The 18,713-nt window shown below is 69.3% G+C and carries 22 protein-coding genes and 1 tRNA gene; 15 read left to right on the top strand and 8 right to left on the bottom strand.

The genetic code is table 11. From position 1 onward, the window contains the following. Positions 1–9: 9 nt before the first annotated feature. On the bottom strand, positions 10–318 hold the full coding sequence (locus OIE49_RS14275; RefSeq protein WP_326802651.1) for a hypothetical protein: 309 nt from the start codon (positions 316–318) through the stop codon (positions 10–12). 463 nt (positions 319–781) lie between these two features. On the opposite strand from OIE49_RS14275, the gene OIE49_RS14270 reads away from it, so the two are divergent. Next, the gene (locus OIE49_RS14270; RefSeq protein WP_326802650.1) at positions 782–3,130 is read left to right on the top strand and encodes an immune inhibitor A domain-containing protein; all 2,349 of its coding nucleotides are present in this window, start codon (positions 782–784) and stop codon (positions 3,128–3,130) included. Positions 3,131–3,252: 122 nt separating this feature from the next. Then, positions 3,253–3,591 (top strand): hypothetical protein, encoded by a 339-nt coding sequence (locus OIE49_RS14265; RefSeq protein ID WP_100569300.1) that lies wholly within the window; start codon positions 3,253–3,255, stop codon positions 3,589–3,591. 19 nt (positions 3,592–3,610) lie between these two features. Here the strand turns inward: OIE49_RS14265 and OIE49_RS14260 are convergent, their stop codons facing one another. Next, positions 3,611–4,198 carry an isochorismatase family protein gene (locus OIE49_RS14260; RefSeq protein ID WP_326802649.1) on the bottom strand — a complete coding sequence of 196 codons (588 nt, stop codon included), beginning with the start codon at positions 4,196–4,198 and terminating at the stop codon, positions 3,611–3,613. Between the two features lie 154 nt (positions 4,199–4,352). Then, positions 4,353–5,699: a nicotinate phosphoribosyltransferase gene (locus tag OIE49_RS14255; protein WP_326802648.1), complete on the bottom strand. Its 1,347-nt coding sequence runs from the start codon at positions 5,697–5,699 to the stop codon at positions 4,353–4,355. Positions 5,700–5,856: 157 nt separating this feature from the next. Between OIE49_RS14255 and clpS the strand changes: the two genes are divergently transcribed. From clpS to OIE49_RS14215, 8 genes are all read left to right on the top strand, one after another. Next, positions 5,857–6,174, top strand: coding sequence for an ATP-dependent Clp protease adapter ClpS (clpS, locus tag OIE49_RS14250; RefSeq protein ID WP_100569297.1), 318 nt, complete (start codon positions 5,857–5,859; stop codon positions 6,172–6,174). A gap of 11 nt (positions 6,175–6,185) precedes the next feature. Then, the gene (locus tag OIE49_RS14245; RefSeq protein ID WP_100569296.1) at positions 6,186–6,794 is read left to right on the top strand and encodes a DUF2017 domain-containing protein; all 609 of its coding nucleotides are present in this window, start codon (positions 6,186–6,188) and stop codon (positions 6,792–6,794) included. A gap of 435 nt (positions 6,795–7,229) precedes the next feature. Beyond that, on the top strand, positions 7,230–8,648 hold the full coding sequence (locus OIE49_RS14240) for an amino acid permease (RefSeq protein ID WP_326802647.1): 1,419 nt from the start codon (positions 7,230–7,232) through the stop codon (positions 8,646–8,648). A 226-nt stretch (positions 8,649–8,874) separates the two neighbouring features. Further along, on the top strand, positions 8,875–9,297 hold the full coding sequence (locus OIE49_RS14235) for a M67 family metallopeptidase (RefSeq protein ID WP_326802646.1): 423 nt from the start codon (positions 8,875–8,877) through the stop codon (positions 9,295–9,297). 88 nt (positions 9,298–9,385) lie between these two features. Next, complete coding sequence (locus OIE49_RS14230; RefSeq protein ID WP_322741148.1) at positions 9,386–9,481, top strand: putative leader peptide; 96 nt, start codon at positions 9,386–9,388, stop codon at positions 9,479–9,481. A gap of 140 nt (positions 9,482–9,621) precedes the next feature. Next, positions 9,622–9,909: a MoaD/ThiS family protein gene (locus OIE49_RS14225; RefSeq protein ID WP_100569293.1), complete on the top strand. Its 288-nt coding sequence runs from the start codon at positions 9,622–9,624 to the stop codon at positions 9,907–9,909. A 17-nt stretch (positions 9,910–9,926) separates the two neighbouring features. After that, positions 9,927–10,877: a PLP-dependent cysteine synthase family protein gene (locus OIE49_RS14220; RefSeq protein ID WP_326802645.1), complete on the top strand. Its 951-nt coding sequence runs from the start codon at positions 9,927–9,929 to the stop codon at positions 10,875–10,877. Between the two features lie 174 nt (positions 10,878–11,051). Then, positions 11,052–11,531 carry a hypothetical protein gene (locus OIE49_RS14215; RefSeq protein WP_326802644.1) on the top strand — a complete coding sequence of 160 codons (480 nt, stop codon included), beginning with the start codon at positions 11,052–11,054 and terminating at the stop codon, positions 11,529–11,531. A gap of 109 nt (positions 11,532–11,640) precedes the next feature. Here the strand turns inward: OIE49_RS14215 and OIE49_RS14210 are convergent, their stop codons facing one another. After that, the gene (locus tag OIE49_RS14210; RefSeq protein ID WP_326806227.1) at positions 11,641–12,093 is read right to left on the bottom strand and encodes a type II toxin-antitoxin system PemK/MazF family toxin; all 453 of its coding nucleotides are present in this window, start codon (positions 12,091–12,093) and stop codon (positions 11,641–11,643) included. Positions 12,094–12,313: 220 nt separating this feature from the next. Between OIE49_RS14210 and OIE49_RS14205 the strand changes: the two genes are divergently transcribed. After that, a complete protein-coding gene (locus OIE49_RS14205; RefSeq protein WP_326802643.1) occupies positions 12,314–13,066 on the top strand; it encodes an MBL fold metallo-hydrolase in 753 nt (250 codons plus the stop codon). 70 nt (positions 13,067–13,136) lie between these two features. Here the strand turns inward: OIE49_RS14205 and OIE49_RS14200 are convergent, their stop codons facing one another. Further along, positions 13,137–14,393: a PTS transporter subunit EIIC gene (locus OIE49_RS14200; protein WP_326802642.1), complete on the bottom strand. Its 1,257-nt coding sequence runs from the start codon at positions 14,391–14,393 to the stop codon at positions 13,137–13,139. A 313-nt stretch (positions 14,394–14,706) separates the two neighbouring features. Here OIE49_RS14200 and OIE49_RS14195 point away from each other — a divergent pair, with 313 nt between their 5' ends. The 3 genes from OIE49_RS14195 (at position 14,707) to rdgB (ending at position 16,382) form a co-directional block, all read left to right on the top strand. After that, positions 14,707–14,940 (top strand): glucose PTS transporter subunit EIIB, encoded by a 234-nt coding sequence (locus tag OIE49_RS14195; protein ID WP_225078608.1) that lies wholly within the window; start codon positions 14,707–14,709, stop codon positions 14,938–14,940. Positions 14,941–15,027: 87 nt separating this feature from the next. Continuing rightward, on the top strand, positions 15,028–15,765 hold the full coding sequence (gene rph, locus OIE49_RS14190) for a ribonuclease PH (RefSeq protein ID WP_326802641.1): 738 nt from the start codon (positions 15,028–15,030) through the stop codon (positions 15,763–15,765). Between the two features lie 14 nt (positions 15,766–15,779). Next, on the top strand, positions 15,780–16,382 hold the full coding sequence (gene rdgB, locus OIE49_RS14185; protein ID WP_326802640.1) for an RdgB/HAM1 family non-canonical purine NTP pyrophosphatase: 603 nt from the start codon (positions 15,780–15,782) through the stop codon (positions 16,380–16,382). A 41-nt stretch (positions 16,383–16,423) separates the two neighbouring features. Here rdgB and OIE49_RS14180 read toward each other — a convergent pair. From OIE49_RS14180 to bcp, 3 genes are all read right to left on the bottom strand, one after another. Next, a tRNA-Leu gene (locus tag OIE49_RS14180) sits at positions 16,424–16,507 on the bottom strand. 33 nt (positions 16,508–16,540) lie between these two features. Beyond that, entirely contained in the window at positions 16,541–17,599 is a 1,059-nt protein-coding gene (locus OIE49_RS14175) for an HNH endonuclease (RefSeq protein WP_326802639.1), read from the bottom strand. A gap of 137 nt (positions 17,600–17,736) precedes the next feature. Then, entirely contained in the window at positions 17,737–18,204 is a 468-nt protein-coding gene (bcp, locus tag OIE49_RS14170; protein WP_326802638.1) for a thioredoxin-dependent thiol peroxidase, read from the bottom strand. A gap of 130 nt (positions 18,205–18,334) precedes the next feature. Between bcp and OIE49_RS14165 the strand changes: the two genes are divergently transcribed. Further along, the gene (locus tag OIE49_RS14165) at positions 18,335–18,664 is read left to right on the top strand and encodes a DUF3618 domain-containing protein (protein WP_326802637.1); all 330 of its coding nucleotides are present in this window, start codon (positions 18,335–18,337) and stop codon (positions 18,662–18,664) included. The last annotated feature ends 49 nt before the right edge of the window (positions 18,665–18,713 follow it).

Genomic DNA, 18,713 nt, shown 5'->3' with positions numbered 1-18,713 from the left:
CCGGGGAGGTCAGGGAGCCGTAGGCCCCCGTACCGGCTCGACTCCGGCCGGGACGGGTTCCCGGTGCGCCCGCGCCCGAGCCCGTGCCTGCGATCGCGCCTGCCGGCCGTCGGTCTTCCGGGCGCCGGCCGACTCGGTCGCGCGTGCCTTCGGCATCGGCACCGTCATGGCGACCAGGAGCCCCAGCGCGAGTGCCGCGAGGGCGATGACCACGATCCCCGGGCCCGAACTCGTCCGGGACAGCAGCAGCATGGCGAGCGTCGAGAGGATCACGGTGCAGGAACCGTAGGCGAGCTGTGCGGCGGTCGGACGAGGCATGGCAATCGGTCCTCGGAAGTGGGGGTCTCCCCCCGTGCCTCTCGCTGCGGGGGAGGGTGCGGACAGGCATCTGCAGGTGTGACGCGGGTGTCGGCCTGGCTTCCCACCGGTTTCCTGGCGGTCCGTCAATCGACTCTATTCGCCTGTGTGCCCGAGAGGAACCGCTGGTAAGCGCGACCTAACCCCTGGTGCCGGTGCACGGGGGGCGCACGGAGTCATGCCGTCCACCCAGTGGACGGGTGTACGCGCCCACAGGGGCCGTTCGGCCCTGGCTCGTCCGGGTCCGCGGAACGATCGCCCGCCTTGCATAATATGTTTGACGGGTTCAAGTCAAGACTGTTTTTTCTTACGAACGTCTAGTCGAATGACGTCACTTGACTACACCCCGTCCATCGCGCGCGGACCTTCCCATGGTCCGTGATCCCCCTTGCGCGCGCACGGACGCGGTACGGGAGGACCACAAGTGACCAGTAGACGCTGGACGTTCAGAACGACCGCGATCGGTGTCGCGCTCGCGGCGGCCACCGCCACGTTCTCGACGTTCGCCGTGGCGGAGGCCGCGACGACGGCCGACTCCGCCTCCGTGAACCGGCACGACCCGCAGCCGGTGGCGCAGCACTCGCACGACCTGGACGGCCCGCTGAGCAAGACGCAGAAGGCCCAGCGCCAGGAGGCCCTGAGCCAGGTCATCGCCGGCAAGGCCAAGGTGCAGGACCGCAAGGGCTCCAAGGTCGTCGAGCTCAAGGGCAAGAAGGGCGACACCAAGTACGTCGAGCTGGGCCGGGAGAAGACCGACAAGATCTTCACCATCCTGGTCGAGTTCGGCGACAAGGCGGACCCGAAGTTCGGCGGCACCCCCGGTCCGCTGCACAACGAGATCGCCGCGCCGGACCGCAAGAAGGACAACTCCACGGCCTGGCAGAAGGACTACAACCAGAAGCACTTCCAGGACCTGTACTTCGGCACCGCCAAGAACACCGAGTCGGTGAAGAAGTACTACGAGACCCAGTCCTCGGGCCGTTACTCGGTCGACGGCACGGTCTCCGACTGGGTCAAGGTGCCCTGGAACGAGGCCCGTTACGGCAACAACGCGTGCGGCTCCACCAACTGCCCGAGCGTGTGGAACATCGTCAGCGACGGTGTGAACGCCTGGGTCGCGCAGCAGAAGGCGGCCGGCCGGACCGACGCCCAGATCAAGGCGGACCTGGCCCAGTACGACCAGTGGGACCGCTACGACTACAACGGCGACGGCAACTTCAACGAGCCCGACGGCTACATCGACCACTTCCAGATCGTGCACGCCGGTGAGGACGAGTCCGCCGGCGGCGGCGCCCAGGGCACCGACGCGATCTGGGCCCACCGCTGGTACGCCTTCGGCACGGACGCCGGCGCCACCGGCCCCGAGTACAACAAGCTCGGCGGCGCGCAGATCGGCAACACCGGCATCTGGGTCGGCGACTACACCATCCAGCCGGAGAACGGCGGCCTGGGCGTCTACGCGCACGAGTACGGCCACGACCTCGGCCTGCCGGACGAGTACGACACGGCCGGCGGCGAGAACTCCACCGGCTTCTGGACGCTGATGTCCTCCGGTTCCTGGCTCGGCCGCGGCAAGGAAGCCATCGGCGACCTGCCCGGCGACATGAACGCCTGGGACAAGCTCCAGCTCGGCTGGCTGAACTACGACGTCGCCAAGGCGGGCGTGAGCTCCGCGCACAAGCTGGGTCTGTCCGAGTACAACACCAAGCACCGGCAGGCCGTGGTGGTCTCCCTGCCCGACAAGGCGGTCACCACCACGATCGTCACTCCGGCCCAGGGTGCCATGCAGTGGTGGAGCGGCAGCGCCAACAACCTGAAGAACACGCTGACCCGGTCCGTGGACCTCACCGGCAAGACGTCGGCCGCCCTCACGCTCGACGGCTGGTACGACATCGAGGCCAACTACGACTTCCTCTACACCGAGGTCTCCACCGACGGCGGCGCCAACTACACCGCCCTGGACGGCACGGTGAACGGGCAGCCGATCCCGCGCGACGGCAGCGGCAACCCGGCCCTGCACGGCTCGGTCGACGGCTGGAAGAAGCTGTCGTACTCCCTGGACGCCTACGCGGGCCAGAAGGTCCTGCTCCGCTTCCGCTACCAGACCGACGGCGGAGTGGCGCTGAAGGGCTTCACGGCCGACCGGATCACGCTGACCGCTGACGGCTCGGTGGTCTTCGCGGACGACGCCGAGACCGCGGACCCGGCGTGGACGGCGAACGGCTTCTCCCGCATCGGCGCGTCCTTCAGCAAGGACTACAAGCAGTACTACATAGCCGAGAACCGCCAGTACGCGTCGTACGACACCACGCTGGAGACCGGCCCGTACAACTTCGGCTTCGCCGACCGTCCGGACTGGGTGGAGCACTACGCGTACCAGAACGGTCTGCTGATCTGGAAGTGGGACACCTCCCAGGCCGACAACAACACCAGCAAGCACCCGGGTGTCGGCCGGATCCTCCCGGTCGACTCGCACCCGGACGCGCTGCGGTGGTCCGACGGCACGCTGATGCGCAACCGCATCCAGACCTACGACTCGACGTTCAGCCTGTACGGCACGGACGGCATCACGCTGCACAAGGCGGGCGTCGCGACGAAGATCAAGTCGTCGAAGGGGGTGTCGGTCTTCAACGACCGCACCAACACCTACTACGACCCGGCGAACCCGGCCGGCGGTGTCAAGATCACTGACACCAACACCAAGATCAAGATCACCAAGGAGGCCAAGGACGGCTCCACGATCGAGCTCGAGGTCGGCGGCGCGCTGAAGTAATCGGCGTCTGCGCAGGTCAAGCACGTATCGGCGGCAACCCCCCTGGCGGGTTGCCGCCGATCGTGTTTAGGTGCGTCCTGTGACCCGCTTATTGACACCGACCGGAACGGGGAAGTGACCGCATGGCCGCAGGAGGTTTCTGCAAGCTGCCGAACGGCACCGTGGTGGTGGCGCTGAACCTGCCCAGCCCCGCCGTCGACGGCACCGGCGGCGTGCGCGTGCTCGTCCACGCGCAGAACCGCGCCCGGGCCCTGACCCGGCTGCGCAACCTGGGCCTGCGCGCGGTCTACCTGCGGGGCAACGCGGCCCCGCCGACCCCGGACGAGGTCACCGCGGTCCTGCACCACCCCGACGGCCTGATATGGCGCACGTCCCCCGGCGACACCGTCGGCGCCCCGGAACTGTGGCACCCGATCAGAGCCCTGCTGCGCAGACCCCCGGCCCACCACCAGCCCTCGTGACGGCCGTCCCCGGACAGGCCTAGGCGACCACCGGTTTGCCGGTGAGGGTCACGCCTGCCTGACGCAGGTCCTCCAGGGCCCGGTCCGTGGTGGACCGGGAGACCCCGGCCGTGAGGTCAAGGAGGACCTGGGTGCGGAAGCCCTCCTTCACGGCGTCCAGGGCGGTGGCGCGGACACAGTGGTCCGTGGCGATTCCGACCACGTCCACCTCGTCGATCTGCCGGGCCCTGAGCCAGTCGGCCAGCGGCTCGCCGTTCTCGTCGGTGCCCTCGAAGCCGCTGTAGGCCGCCGAGTACGCGCCCTTGTCGAAGACCGCGTCTACGGCTCCCGAGGCGACGGCGGGGGCGAAGTTCGGATGGAAGCCCACACCCTCGGTGCCCGCGACACAGTGCGCCGGCCAGGAGCGGACGAAGTCGGGGTTGTCGGCGAAGTGGCCGCCGGGCGCGATGTGGTGGTCCCGGGTCGCCACCACGTGCCGGTAGCCCGCGGGGGCCTGCCCGATGAGCTCGGTGACGGCGGCGGCGACGTCGGCGCCCCCGGCCACCGCGAGGCTGCCCCCCTCGCAGAAGTCGTTCTGCACATCGACGACGATCAAGGCGCGACGCATGGGCGGTGTCCTTCGGCTGTCGGATCGGTGGGCGGAGAAGGCACGGGTCCGGTCGTGAGGCCATGGGCCCGGGAACTTCGCCACTGGGACGGGAGGGGACCTTTCGGGGGGTACCGAAGCGGGGGCACGTGCTTCAGGGGGTGTCAGACACCCCCTAGCTACCCGAGCCCCGGTGTACGTACTCCGTCGGAAGGACGGGTTCCCCTCTGGACAGCTGGGTCGCCGACAGCGGCAGGTTGGCACGGGCGGCCGCGTGCCGCTCCCGGGCCGCGTCCAGTGGCTCGCGGGCGACCACCTCGCCGCCCTTGACCAGCTCCACCAGGAGCTGCCGGCCGGCCAGCGCGTCCGGCACCGGACCGGTGCCCACGACCTCGGCCTCCGCGACCCCGTACGCGTCCAGTCGGCGCGCCGCCCACTTGCGGCCGCCGATGGAGGTCTTGCCGCCGGTGGACTTCTTCGCCACCGGCACCAGCGGCGCCCCGGCGTCACCGCTCCCGGCGCGCGCGACCAGCTTGTAGACCATGGACGCCGTCGGGTGCCCGGAGCCGGTGACCAGCTGGGTGCCGACGCCGTAGGCGTCCACGGGCGCCGCCGCCAGCGAGGCGATGGCGTACTCGTCCAGGTCCGAGGTGACGATGATCCTCGTGTCACGGGCGCCCAGCTCGTCGAGCTGCTGCCGCACCCGGTGCGCGACCAGCAGCAGGTCGCCGGAGTCGATGCGCACCGAGCCCAGCTCGGGCCCGGCGATCTCGACGGCCGTACGGACCGCCTCGGCCACGTCGTATGTGTCCACCAGCAGCGTGGTGTCCCGGCCGAGCGAGTCGACCTGTGCCTGGAAGGCGTCCCGCTCGCTGTCGTGCAGCAGGGTGAAGGCGTGCGCGGAGGTGCCCACGGTCGGGATGTTGTAGCGGAAGCCGGCGGCCAGGTCGGAGGTGGAGGTGAAGCCGCCGAGGTAGGCGGCCCGCGAGGCGGCGACCGCGGCCAGCTCATGGGTGCGGCGGGCGCCCATCTCGATCAGCGGGCGGCCCTGGGCGGCCGAGGACATCCGCGAGGCGGCGGCCGCGATCGCCGAGTCGTGGTTGAGGATCGACAGGATCACCGTCTCCAGCAGCACGCACTCGCCGAACGACCCCTCCACCCGCATGATCGGCGAGCCCGGGAAGTACACCTCGCCCTCGGGGTAGCCCCAGATGTCCCCGCCGAACCGGTAGCCGGCGAGCCACTCCAGGGTCGGCTCGTCCACCACCCGGCGCTCGCGCAGGAACCTGAGGACGTCCGCGTCGAAGCGGAAGTTCTCCACCGCGTCCAGCACCCGCCCGGTACCGCCCACGACCCCGTAGCGGCGCCCGTCGGGCAGCCGCCGGGTGAAGACCTCGAACACGCTGCGCCGCCCGGCCGTCCCCGACTTCAGCGCGGCCTGGAGCATCGTCAGCTCGTAGTGATCGGTGAACAGAGCCGTCGAGGGAACGTCCACCGGCAGCCCAAGGTCAGCAACGCCCACCGAAGCTCTCCTAGCCATGTCGTGCGGGTGCCCCCGACGCCCGGCCGGGGGTCCGGGGGCGGTCCCCGGATGATGCCTGGCGAAGAATCGTACCCCCATTTCGTCAGACTGACGATTTGGCCCACCGTTTATGCGAGTACCCCCTCGGGGTGGCAGCATGGGGCCTGTGACGGCAGCCGCGCCCATGGAGATCGAGAAGACCGAGTCGGTGGAGGAGGTCTTCGCCGTACCCGAACCCGACGTGCCCTGGGTGACGATCGTGCACAACGACCCCGTCAATCTCATGAGCTATGTGACGTACGTCTTCCAGACGTACTTCGGCTACTCCAAGGACAAGGCCACCAAGCTCATGCTCGACGTCCACCACAAAGGCCGGGCGATCGTCTCCAGCGGGACCCGTGAGGAGATGGAACGGGACGTGCAGGCCATGCACGGCTATGGTCTGTGGGCCACCCTCCAGCAGGACCGGAAGTAGCGACTGCCTCCATGCCCGGAACCTTCGAACCGCTCCCCGGCGGCGGCGCGTCCGTCGCCCTCGACGACGTCGAGATCTCCATCATCCGCTCACTGGCGGTGCAGCTCCTGGAGCTCATCGGCCCCGGCCCCGCCGAGGACGACGTCCCCGCCGACCCGCTCGCCCAGCTGTTCGCCGAGGGCCCGAGCGAACCGCCGTCCGACCCCGTCCTCAAGCGGCTCTTCCCGGACGCCTACCGCGACCCCGAGCAGACCGACGGCAACCCGCGGGAGGCCGCCGAGCAGCGCGCCCACTCCGCCGAGTTCCGCCGCTACACCGAGAACGACCTGCGCGCCGGCAAGCGCGAGAACGCCCTCGCGGTGATCCACTCGCTCAACGCGCTCACCCCCGGTGAAGGGGGTCTCGCGGTCCTCGAACTGACGACGGCCGAGTCCCGGCGGTGGCTCGGCGCGCTCAACGACCTGCGCCTCGCCATCGGTGCCCGGCTGGAGATCACCGACGAGGACGACACGGACGACTTCTACCTGCTGCCGGACGAGGACCCGCGCAAGCCGATGGTGATGGCCTACCTCTGGCTGGGCGGCCTCCAGGAGACCCTCGTCACCACGCTCATGGCATAGCCTCCGCCGCGGCCCGACCCTCGCGCCCCGTGGTCGAGCACTCGCGTGCCGTAGTCATGCGCCATGACTGCATGCCGTGATCCGCCCCGGTATATCCGGATTTCGCGTTCGCTCAGAGGACGCTCAAATCCGGATAACGATCGTGTCACTGCGACGGCCGGGTATGGGTGCGCCCTGCGCGCTTCGTCCGCTTCTCCCCGTGGGATGCATCACACAGTTCCCCGTCGATCAGTGTTGCGGCCGTGATAAATCTTCACGATCGCCCGGCGGACACCACCCATGTCCGGCCGGGTGCGCCACCGAGCCGGCAACAGCCGGCCAGGCACGGCGGATCCGGGGAGACCCGGGCACGCACTCCATCAATCCGGGGGGATCGAAACCCGATCCGGGGGCCGAACTAGGGCCCGGGTCGGCATGGAGAAAGGCGCACACCACATGACCTCAGAGCAGGTCACGGAAGCCCCCGAAGAGGGGTACGAGCGCGGTCTCGGCAGCCGCCAGGTCCAGATGATCGCCATCGGCGGCGCCATCGGCGTCGGACTCTTCCTGGGCGCGGGGGCGAACATCGCCAAGGCCGGACCCAGCCTCATCGTCATGTACGCCCTCGCGGGCCTCATCATCTTCTTCATCATGCGGGCGCTCGGCGAGCTCCTGCTGTACCGCCCCGTCTCGGGCTCCTTCGCGGAGTACTCCCGCGAGTTCCTCGGCCCGTTCTTCGGCTTCTTCACCGGCTGGACGTACTGGCTGATGTGGGTGGTGACCGGAATGGCCGAGCTGACGGCCGCCGCGATCTACGTCCACTACTGGTTCCCCGCCGTCCCGCAGTGGGTGACCGCGCTGGTGTTCCTGGTGGTCCTCTTCGTGGCCAACCTGATCTCCGTGAAGGTCTTCGGCGAGATCGAGTTCTGGTTCTCGATGGTCAAGGTCACCGCCCTCATCGGCATGATCGTGATCGGTCTCGGCGTCCTCACCTTCGGCTTCAGCGCCGCCGGCGACACCGCCGCCGTCAGCAACCTCTGGGCGTTCGACGGCTTCTTCCCCAAGGGCGTCGGTTCCTCCCTGATGACCCTCCAGGGCGTGATGTTCGCCTACCTCGCCGTCGAACTGGTCGGCGTCACCGCGGGCGAGTCCGAGGACCCGGAGAAGACCCTCCCCAAGGCGATCAACACCCTGCCCTGGCGCATCGCCCTGTTCTACGTCGGCGCCCTCACCGTCATTCTGTGCGTGGTGAAGTGGACCGAGTTCGCCCCGGGCGTCAGCCCCTTCGTGAAGGCGTTCGCGGTCATCGGCATCCCGGCCGGCGCGGGCATCGTGAACTTCGTCGTGCTCACCGCCGCCCTGTCCTCCTGCAACTCCGGCATGTACTCCACCGGCCGCATGCTGCGCACCCTCGCCGACAACGGCGAGGCCCCCCGGTTCTTCAGCCGCCTGTCCAGCTCCAAGACCCCGGCGCTCGGCATCACCGTCTCCGTCGCCTTCATGGGCATCGGCGTGGTGCTGAACTACATCGTCCCGGAGAAGGCCTTCGGCTACGTCACCTCCGTCGCCACCGCCGCCGGCATCTGGACCTGGCTGATGATCCTGATCAGCCACGTCCTGTACCGCCGCGGAGTCGAGGCGGGCCGGCTGCGCGCCTCCTCCTTCCCCGCCCCCGGCGGCTCCAAGTGCTCCTACGTCGCCATCGTGTTCCTGCTCTTCGTCACCTGCCTGATCGCGTACGACGCCGACTCCCGCGTCTGTCTGTACGTGATGGCCGGGTGGACCGCCGCCCTGGCCATCGGCTGGGCGATCCTCAAGAACCGCAACCCGCAGGTCGCCGACCGCAGCGAGCAGCAGCTCGAGAACGTCGGCTGACCCCGCGGAACTCCATGACCGGACGTCGCGGCGGGAGCAGGACCCCAACCCGCTCCCGCGGCCGCTCAAGACGTCCGCGATGTGGGCCGTTCCGTACCGGACTCCGGTACGGAACGGCCCACCCGTCGCCCGCCACCACCCTGCCTGACGCTCCCCCAGGGCCGGACGCCTGGGGGTACCCCCATCGCGCGGCCCTGCTCTTCTTCGCCTGTCTATGCTGGCCGCCATGCTGACCCTTACCCAGGCCCTCCACGACCAGATCGTCGCCCACGCCCGCAAGGACCACCCCGACGAGGCGTGCGGCGTGGTGGCCGGACCCGAGGGATCCGGGCGGCCCGAGCGGTTCGTCCCCATGGTGAACGCGGCCCGCTCGCCCACCTTCTACGAGTTCGGCTCGCAGGACCTGCTCAAGCTCTACCGCGAGATGGACGACCGGGACGAGGAGCCCGTGATCGTCTACCACTCGCACACCGCCACCGAGGCCTACCCCTCCCGCACCGACATCAACTACGCCAACGAGCCCGGCGCGCACTACGTCCTGGTCTCCACGGCCGACACCGACGGGCTCGGCGAGTTCCAGTTCCGCTCCTTCCGCATCGTCGACGGCGAGGTCACGGAGGAGGAGGTCAAGGTGGTGGAGGCGTACTGAGCGCGGACGTCTCGTGACGTGGATGGAAAGTGTCCGAGTTCCGAGATCGCACTCCGGGTCCCGCACCGGGAATCGATACGATGACCGCATGGTTCTCCACGACGTGAGCGACAAGACGCCGGGCATGCTGCTCGTGGCGCGGCTGCACGTCGACCTGTGCAGGCTGAACAGCGCCATCTGTTGACGTTCCGCGCCGCCGCACGGCCGTGAGGGCCGCGGCGCTCCCCAGTGCCGAAAGCCTGGGGGTACCCATCGTGCGCCCGGCCGCGTCCGAGCCGGGGGATCCCACCCCGACGACATCCTTACCGACAGGAGCCCGCAACCATGGCCATCGAGGTCCGCATCCCCACCATCCTCCGCCAGTACACCGACGGCCAGAAGGCCGTCGACGGCAACGGGGAGACCCTCGCCGAGCTCTTCGCCGACCTCGAGACCCGGCACCCGGGCATCCGGGCACGCATCGTCGACGAGGCGAACGGCGCGCAGCTGCGCCGCTTCGTCAACGTCTACCTCAACGACGAGGACGTGCGCTTCCTGGACGGCATCTCCACCAAGCTCGCCGACGGCGACAACGTGACGATCCTGCCGGCCGTGGCCGGCGGCATGCGCTGATCGGCCGCTGAGCAGCGATGCGTTACGACTCCCCGCTGGCCGCGGTGGGCAACACCCCCCTGGTGTGCCTGCCGCGGCTGTCGCCGTCGGCCGAGGTCCGTCTCTGGGCCAAGCTGGAGGACCGCAACCCGACCGGCTCGGTCAAGGACCGGCCCGCCCTGCACATGATCGAGCAGGCGGAGAAGGACGGCCGGCTCACCCCGGGCTGCACGATCCTCGAACCCACCTCCGGCAACACCGGCATCTCGCTGGCCATGGCGGCCAAGCTCAAGGGCTACCGCATGGTGTGCGTGATGCCCGAGAACACCTCGCAGGAGCGCCGGGACCTGCTCGGCATGTGGGGAGCGGAGATCATCCCCTCCCCGGCCGCGGGCGGTTCCAACACCGCCGTACGCGTGGCCAAGGAGCTGGCCGCCGAGCACCCGGACTGGGTGATGCTCTACCAGTACGGCAACCCGGACAACGCCGGTGCCCACTACGCCACCACCGGCCCCGAGATCCTCGCCGACCTGCCCTCGATCACACACTTCGTCGCCGGCCTCGGCACCACGGGCACCCTCATGGGGGTCGGCCGCTACCTGCGCGAGCACAAGCCGGACGTGCGGATCGTCGCCGCCGAGCCGCGCTACGACGACCTGGTCTACGGACTGCGCAACCTCGACGAGGGCTTCGTCCCCGAGCTCTACGACGCCTCCGTGCTCACCACCCGCTACTCGGTCGGCTCCGCCGACGCGGTCACCCGTACCCGTGAACTCCTCCAGCAGGAAGGCATCTTCGCCGGAGTCTCCACCGGCGCCGCCCTGCACGCGGCGATCGGCGTCGGGAAGAAGGCGGTCAAGGCGGGCGAGAGCGCCGACATCGTTTTCGTCGTCGCCGACGGCGGCTGGAAGTACCTGTCCACCGGCGTCTACACCGCGGCCACCACCGAGGAGGCCATCGAGACCCTCCAGGGGCAGCTCTGGGCGTAGGACCTCTCGTTCGGCGTTCGGACAGGGCCCCGGCCGTCGAATCGGCCGGGGCTCCGGCGTGCGTGGGGGACGGGATCCTGATGTGCTGGAGAAACGTCACACGGGTACGTCACATTGGCAGAGGGACAGGGCACGGCATCGGTGTCCCGGGCTCAGCGGAAAGGCGGCCGCCCCATGCGCCGTTCGACGCTTCACGCCGGCATCGTCACCGCCGCGGCGGCGACCCTGCTCCTCGCCGGCTGCGGCGCGCGGCACGACGGCGCGGGCTCCGGCAAGGACGGCGCCCCCTCCCGGCCGACGGCCGGCCCGGCCTCCCCGCCCGCCTCCGCCCCCGCCTGCACGGACCGCGCCGAACTCACCGCCGCCGACTCCGGACGCACCCTCTGCCTGGCCGTCGGCGGACAGGTACGGATCACCCTCGACGGCACCGAGGACCGTCCCTGGACACCGGTCAGGGCCGGCGGCACCGCCCTGCGCGCCGCCAACGCGGGCATCGCGCTCCTGCCGGGCGACGCCGTCGCCGCCTTCGACGCCGTCACGCCCGGAACGGCCCGGCTGACCTCCGCCCGCCCGCTGTGCCCGGCGGGCCACGGCCGGACCGCGTGCCAGGGCATCCGGCAGTGGACGGTCACCGTGCGGGTGACGGAGCCATGAGCCCGGTACGCCGGGGCCCGCGGACACGGCAGCGGCGCGCCGGTCCCGTTCAGCCGGGGCGTCCCGTTCAGCCGGGCCGTCCCGATCAGTTTGGCCGCGCGCGTTCCCGTCAGCCCGCCAGGTACCGCACCTGGTCCCAGAGCACCGGGTCCACGACGCCCACCCGACGGCGGAAGTCCCACAGCGGCACCTCCCGGACCTCGGCCGTCTCCACGAAACTGGTCCGTCCCTGCGCGTCCCCCACCGAGCCCGGCGGCAGTGGGATCACTCCGGAGCGCTTGTCGTGGTACCTGCTGGTGATCTCCGCGACCCGGGCGCGCTTGCCGTGCACCGCCAGCACCAGACACGGCCGGTCCTTCACCCCCGGCCCCTCGCCGTGGGGCATGCCGGCCCACCAGATCTCCCCGGGGTGCGGACGCGCCGCGGCTCGGCGGCCCGCCGGGCGACCGGGACGCAACCTCCCGCGAGGCGGCCGGCGGCCCCGCCCCCAGCCGTCGACGAGCGTGGCGACGAGAGCGAGCAGCACCACCGCCGCGAGCGCCAGCCACCAGGACGTGTCCACAACCATGACGTTACCGGCGCGCGACCCTCGGTGCGCGCCCTTGAGCGCTCCTCCTGAGCCCCAGGTCCAGCCGAACCGGTGACACCACAGGTGAGTTCGCCCACAACAGCCCTTGGCGGAGGAGCGACCGGACGTATCCCGCCTTACGCTCGACGGACCGCACGACCCCCGTCACCTTCCTCTTTTTTGAAGTTTTCCCGCCAGCGGAGGTTTCTGCTTCATGAAGCTCACCGTCGTCGGCTGCTCGGGGTCGTTCCCGTCCGCGGAATCGGCCTGCTCGAGCTACCTCGTCGAGGCCGACGGCTTCCGGCTGCTTCTCGACCTGGGCAACGGCGCCCTGGGCGAACTGCAGCGCCACTGCGGTCTCTACGACCTCGACGCCATCTTCCTGAGTCATCTGCACGCCGACCACTGCATCGACATGCTCGGCTACTTCGTCGCGCGCTACTACCGGTACGACGGAGGCCGCTGCGAGCCCATCCCCGTGTACGGGCCCGAGGGCACCGAGCACCGGCTGACCACGGCCTACGCCGACACCCCCACCGCCTCCTCGATGAGCGAGGTCTTCGACTTCCACACGGTCAAGCCCGGCACCTTCGAGATCGGTCCCTTCACCGTGCACACCGAGCGGGTGGCCCACCCCGTGGAGGCCTACGCCATCCGCGTCGAGCACGGGGGGCGGGCGCTGACGTACTCCGGGGACACCGGGGTGAGCGAGGCGCTGGAGGAACTCGCCCGGGACAGCGACCTCTTCCTGTGCGAGGCCGCCTTCACGGACGGCAAGGAGACCATCCCCGATCTGCACCTCAACGGCCGCGAGGCAGGTGAGGCCGCCGCGCGCGCCGGAGTCCGCCGCCTGGTCCTCACCCACATCCCCCCGTGGACCGACCCGCAGATCAACCTCGCCGACGCCCGCACGGCCTACGCCGGCCCGGTGGAGCTCGCGGCGCCCGGAGTGACGTACGACCTCTAGGCCCCTGGCCCAGCGAACGAAAGGCCCCCGGAGTCATGGCTCCGGGGGCCTTCTCATGCCGTGGCCGGGCTCACGCCTTGGTGAGTTCCTCGGTCTCCTCCTCGGGTTCGCGTCCCGGGGTGGGGAGGTTGAACCTGATGATCGCGAACCGGAAGGTCACGTAGTAGATGGCCGCGAAGACCAGGCCGATCGGGATGATCAGCCAGGGTTTCGTCGCCAGGTGCCAGTCGAGCACGTAGTCGATGAAGCCGGCGGAGAAGTTGAAGCCCGCGTGGACGCCCAGGGCCCAGGTGATCGCCATCGACACGGCGGTGAGCACGGCGTGCAGCGCGTACAGGACCGGCGCGATGAACATGAAGGAGAACTCGATCGGCTCGGTGACACCGGTGACGAACGAGGTCAGGGCCAGGGACACCATCATGCCGAGCACGACCTTGCGGCGCTCGGGGCGGGCGCAGTGCGCAATGGCGAGCGCGGCGGCCGGCAGACCGAACATCATGATCGGGTAGAAGCCGGACTGGAACAGACCGGCGGACGGGTCACCGGCCAGGAAGCGGGTGATGTCGCCATGCACGACCTCGCCGGCGGAGTTCTTGAACTCACCGAGTTGGAACCAGGCCACCGTGTTCACGAACTGGTGCATGCCCACCGGGATCAGCCCGCGGTTCACCGCACCGAACAAGGCGGCCCCGCCCGCGCCGAGACCGGTCATCCACTCGCCGAAGCTGCTGATGCCCGTACCGATCGGCTTCCAGACCAGGGCGAAGAAGACACCCACCACGATGCCGACGAAGGCCATGATGATCGGCACCAGCCGGCGGCCGTTGAAGAAGCCGAGCCAGTCCACCAGCTTCGTGCGATGGAACCGCTGCCACAGTACGGCGGCGAGCAGACCCATGATGATGCCGCCGAGCACCCCTGGGTCGTTGTAGGTGGCCTCGACTATCTTCCCCTTCTCGATGTGCTGCTCGGTCAGAGGGAAGGCCTGGAGGACCTTGCTGTAGACGAGGAAGCCCACCACCGCGGCCAGGGCGGTCGAGCCGTCGGACTTCTTGGCGAAGCCGATGGCGACACCGATGCAGAACAGGATCGGCAGCGCCGTGGTCAGCGCGCTGCCCGCGTTGTCGAACACGGCGGCGACCTTGTTCCAGCCGAGGCCGTCCTCGCCGAAGATGTCCTTCTGGCCGAGCCGGACCATGATGCCCGCGGCAGGCAGTACGGCGATCGGCAGCTGAAGACTGCGGCCGACCTTCTGCAGGCCCTGGATCAGGCCGGAACCCCGCTTCTTCGCGGGTGCCGCCGTCGGTGTCGCGCTGGCGGTGGTCATTGACGTCCTCCATCGGGTGGTGGTCTACACCACTCACTGGTGTAGACCTGTTGTAGCACGATGAAGGGGGCCAAGGAACCCGTGATTCCGCGACCGAACCACTACGCGCCGTGTGGATTCGAGGTCTGTGTCCGTGATGAGGGGGAGCGGTGGGCGTCGAGCGCGCATGATCCACGCGTACGCTGGTGTAGACCAGTTGGCGACGGTTCCGCTGCCATGAGCGCACCATTCTGCACACATAGCACGGCCGCTCGCAAAGGTGGTCCAAGTGTGGGTTACTGCGACAAAGCGGATCGGATCAGGGAGAAGGAACATGGCCACCAAGGCTGAGAAGATCGTCGCCGGGCTCGGCGGCATCCAGAACATCGACGAGATCGAGGGCTGCATCACCCGACTCCGCACCGAAGTGCACGACGCCTCCCTGGTCGACGAGGCCGCCCTCAAGGCCGCCGGTGCCCACGGCGTCGTCAAGATGGGCACCGCCATCCAGGTCGTCATCGGCACCGACGCCGACCCGATCGCCGCGGAGATCGAAGACATGATGTGAACCCCGCGGCCCGCCGCGGTTCACCTTCGAGGGGCTCTTCCCGATGCGGGAGGAGCCCCATGTGCGTGGGGGACTACGCTCGACGCCATGTCTCGTATTGACGGCCGCACCCCCGAACAACTCCGCCCGGTCACCATCGAACGCGGGTGGAGCAAGCACGCCGAGGGCTCCGTCCTCGTCTCCTTCGGCGACACCAAGGTCTTCTGCACCGCCTCCGTCACCGAAGGCGTCCCGCGCTGGCGCAAGGGCAGCGGCGAGGGCTGGGTCACCGCCGAGTACTCCATGCTGCCGCGCGCCACCAACACCCGCGGCGACCGCGAATCGGTCAAGGGCAGGATCGGCGGCCGCACCCATGAGATCTCCCGCCTCATCGGCCGCTCCCTGCGCTCGGTCGTCGACTACAAGGCACTGGGCGAGAACACCATCGTCCTGGACTGCGACGTCCTCCAGGCCGACGGCGGCACCCGCACCGCGGCCATCACGGGCGCCTACGTGGCACTGGCCGACGCCGTCACCTGGGCCCGCGGCAAGAAGCTGATCAAGGCCGGCCGCCAGCCGCTCACCGGCACGGTCAGCGCCGTCTCCGTCGGCATCGTCGGCGGCGTGCCGCTGCTCGACCTCTGCTACGAGGAGGACGTCCGCGCCGAGACCGACATGAACGTCGTCTGCACCGGGGACGGCCGCTTCGTCGAGGTCCAGGGCACCGCGGAGGCCGAGCCCTTCGCCCGCGAGGAGCTGAACAGCCTCCTCGACCTCGCCGTGGCCGGCTGCGCCGACCTCACGGCGATCCAGCGCACGGCACTCGAGACGGCCCTGGCGAAGTAGAGGAGCAGCCCCGCATGACCCGCTTGATCCTCGCCACCCGCAACGCCGGCAAGATCGTCGAACTCAGGGCGATCCTGGCCGACTCCGGGCTGCCCCACGAACTCGTGGGCACCGACGCCTACCCGGACGTCACCGACGTCAAGGAGACCGGCGTCACCTTCGCCGAGAACGCCCTGCTGAAGGCCCACGCCCTGGCACAGGCCACCGGGCTGCCCGCGGTCGCGGACGACTCCGGCCTCTGCGTCGACGTCCTCGGCGGCGCCCCCGGCATCTTCTCGGCCCGCTGGGCCGGCCGCCACGGCGACGACAAGGCCAACCTCGACCTGCTCCTGGCCCAGCTCTCCGACATCGCCGACGGCCACCGCGCCGCCCACTTCGCCTGCGCGGCGGCCCTCGCCCTGCCGGACGGCACGGAGCGGGTGGTGGAGGGCCGACTCCGCGGCACCCTGCGCCACGAGCCCGCGGGCACGAACGGCTTCGGCTACGACCCGATCCTCCAGCCCGACGGCGACACCCGCACCTGTGCGGAACTGTCCCCCGAGGAAAAGAACGCGATCAGCCACCGCGGCAAGGCGTTCCGCGCGCTGGTACCGGTGGTGCGGGAGCTGCTGGGCTGACTTGCAAAACGCCCCCGCCTTCGATTTGAAGGCGGGGGCGGTGCGGCCGGTGGGATTCGAACCCACACGGGCGTGAACCCACTGGGATCTAAACCCAGCATGACTGCCAATTCCATCACGGCCGCTCAGAAACGGTCATCGCGCTCGACCGGCAGCGTTCAGTGTACGGGCCGAGCTTGTTGCGCTGCGAGAGGTGGCCTCCCCTTCTGACGACACCACGTCTCCGTCAGTGAGTGGCAGTTGGGGCACAGGTGCCGCAGATTCTTTCGGCGATTGTCTCGCCAGTCGCCGTTGATGTGGTCGATCTGCAGAGTGATCGGTTGACCCAGCCACTCCCCGGCATTGCCGCAGGACTCACATGCGTAAGGCACGCCGATCTCGTTCAGTGCGCGGTGGAGTTGGGCCCTGTTCGTCCGCCCGGCGTCGGAGGGTAGGACGATCAGCACCCGATGAGCGATGGGTGCAGGTGCGGGGAGCTCCGACCGAGCCCACGAGCGGCGTTTGAAGTGGCTTGTATCAAGACCGAGTCGAGCTGCCGCACGTCGGACGCGTCGATGGTTGGTGTCGTTGACGTCCAGGCTGAGACGTCGCATCACCTCGGCGTAACTTGTCGAGTGCTTGACGGCGTCACGAAGTTCATCCTCAGGAATCACTACGCGGCGGTGGGAGAAGTGCTCGGTGCTGATGGCCTGGGCGCGCAGCATGCGGCCCAAGGTTGCGCGTGAGCGACTGTCGTCCGGCATGTTCAAGGCCCGGGCCACACCACGGATACTCGTCGCCGTCGATGCGGCGGCTCGCAGCTCCTCCGGAGTGAAGGGAAGGTCCGGTTCGGGCTGGTTCAATCCAGGGAAACGGCTGACGTCGATCGCCGCCGCCCTGATCCGGCGACAGATATGGGACAGCGTTCCGGTGGCCGGAGTGGCGCCCAGCTTGAGGGCCACCTCACGGAGTGAGGACGAGGAGGCCGCCGCCTCTGCGATGGCGGCGTCCGGGTACTTGCGCCATGGGCTGCGCTTGACGAAGTGACTGGTGTCGATCCCATGACTGGCGACCTCCTCTTGAAGTACCCGCCGCTGGCCACCGCTTGCGTGAAGGCCGAGTCGTCTCATCAGGTCTGCCCAATTGCGAGCCTCGGCGACGGTCCGCGCAAGCCGGTCTTTGCTGCACGGGCCCGCCGACTCCTTCAGCCGCTCCCTTGTGTACGCACTGGCCCCCATGGGTCCCCTCCGTTCCCGGCCACGTGTTCATGGCTCACACGGAGTAACGAACCGGTTATCGGACAGTCACGTACGCGAATGCGGAACGGCCCGCGCCGGGTGTGCCGGTGCGGGCCGTGCAGGTGGGGGAGCTGGTCTCAGATCCCCAAGTCCTTGATGATCTTGGCCACGTGGCCCGTTGCCTTGACGTTGTAGAGGGCTCGTTCGACCTTGCCCTCCTCGTCGACGACGATCGTGGAGCGGATGACGCCGACGACGGTCTTGCCGTAGAGCTTCTTCTCGCCGAAGGCGCCGTAGGACTCGAGGACCTTCTTGTCCGGGTCGCCGAGCAGCGTGACCTTGAGGGACTCCTTTTCGCGGAACTTCGCCAGCTTCTCCGGCTTGTCGGGGGAGATGCCGATCACGTCGTACCCCGCGCCCGCCAGCAGGTCCAGGTTGTCGGTGAAGTCGCAGGCCTGCTTGGTGCAGCCGGGGGTGAGGGCGGCCGGGTAGAAGTAGACGATGACCTTCCGGCCCTTGTGGTCGGCCAGCGACACCTCCTTGCCGTCGGCGTCGGGGAGGGCGAAGGCGGGGGCCACGTCCCCGGGCTGGAGTCGCTCGGTCATCGAAGCTCGTCTCCTCGTGCGTGCGGATACCGTGTCGCTCCGAGGGTAACCGGGGGTGCCGACAGCGCGGTCGTAGCGAGAACTGACAGACTGTCCCGAACAGGCATCAGTTGACTTCGGAGGCGGCACGGTGGCGGACACCGCGGACACCAGAACCCCGGCTGAGATCGAGGCGGACATCAGGCGCCGCCGCGAGGTGCTGGCCGAGACGCTCGACGAGATCGGGGTGCGCGTGCACCCGAAGACCATCGTCGGGGACGCCAAGGCCAAGGTCGCCTCCAACATCGACCACACGCTCGGCCGGGCCTACGTACAGGTCAACCGGGTCGTGAGCGATGTGCGGGCGCAGTTCGTGGACGAGGACGGCGCCCCGCGCCTGGAGCGGGTCGTGCCGATCGCGCTCGTCGCCGTGGGCCTGGTCGGGCTGCTCGCCCTGGGCTCCCGCCGGCGCCGTGGTTGAGTGGCGCGACGCCCCACCGCGTGACGACGTGCCCAAGGCAGGTAGGTTC

It is taken from the genome of Streptomyces sp. NBC_01788 (assembly GCF_035917575.1).
Taxonomy (GTDB): domain Bacteria; phylum Actinomycetota; class Actinomycetes; order Streptomycetales; family Streptomycetaceae; genus Streptomyces.
Note: the sequence above shows the minus strand (reverse complement) of the source record. Positions and strands in the feature narration are given on the sequence as shown.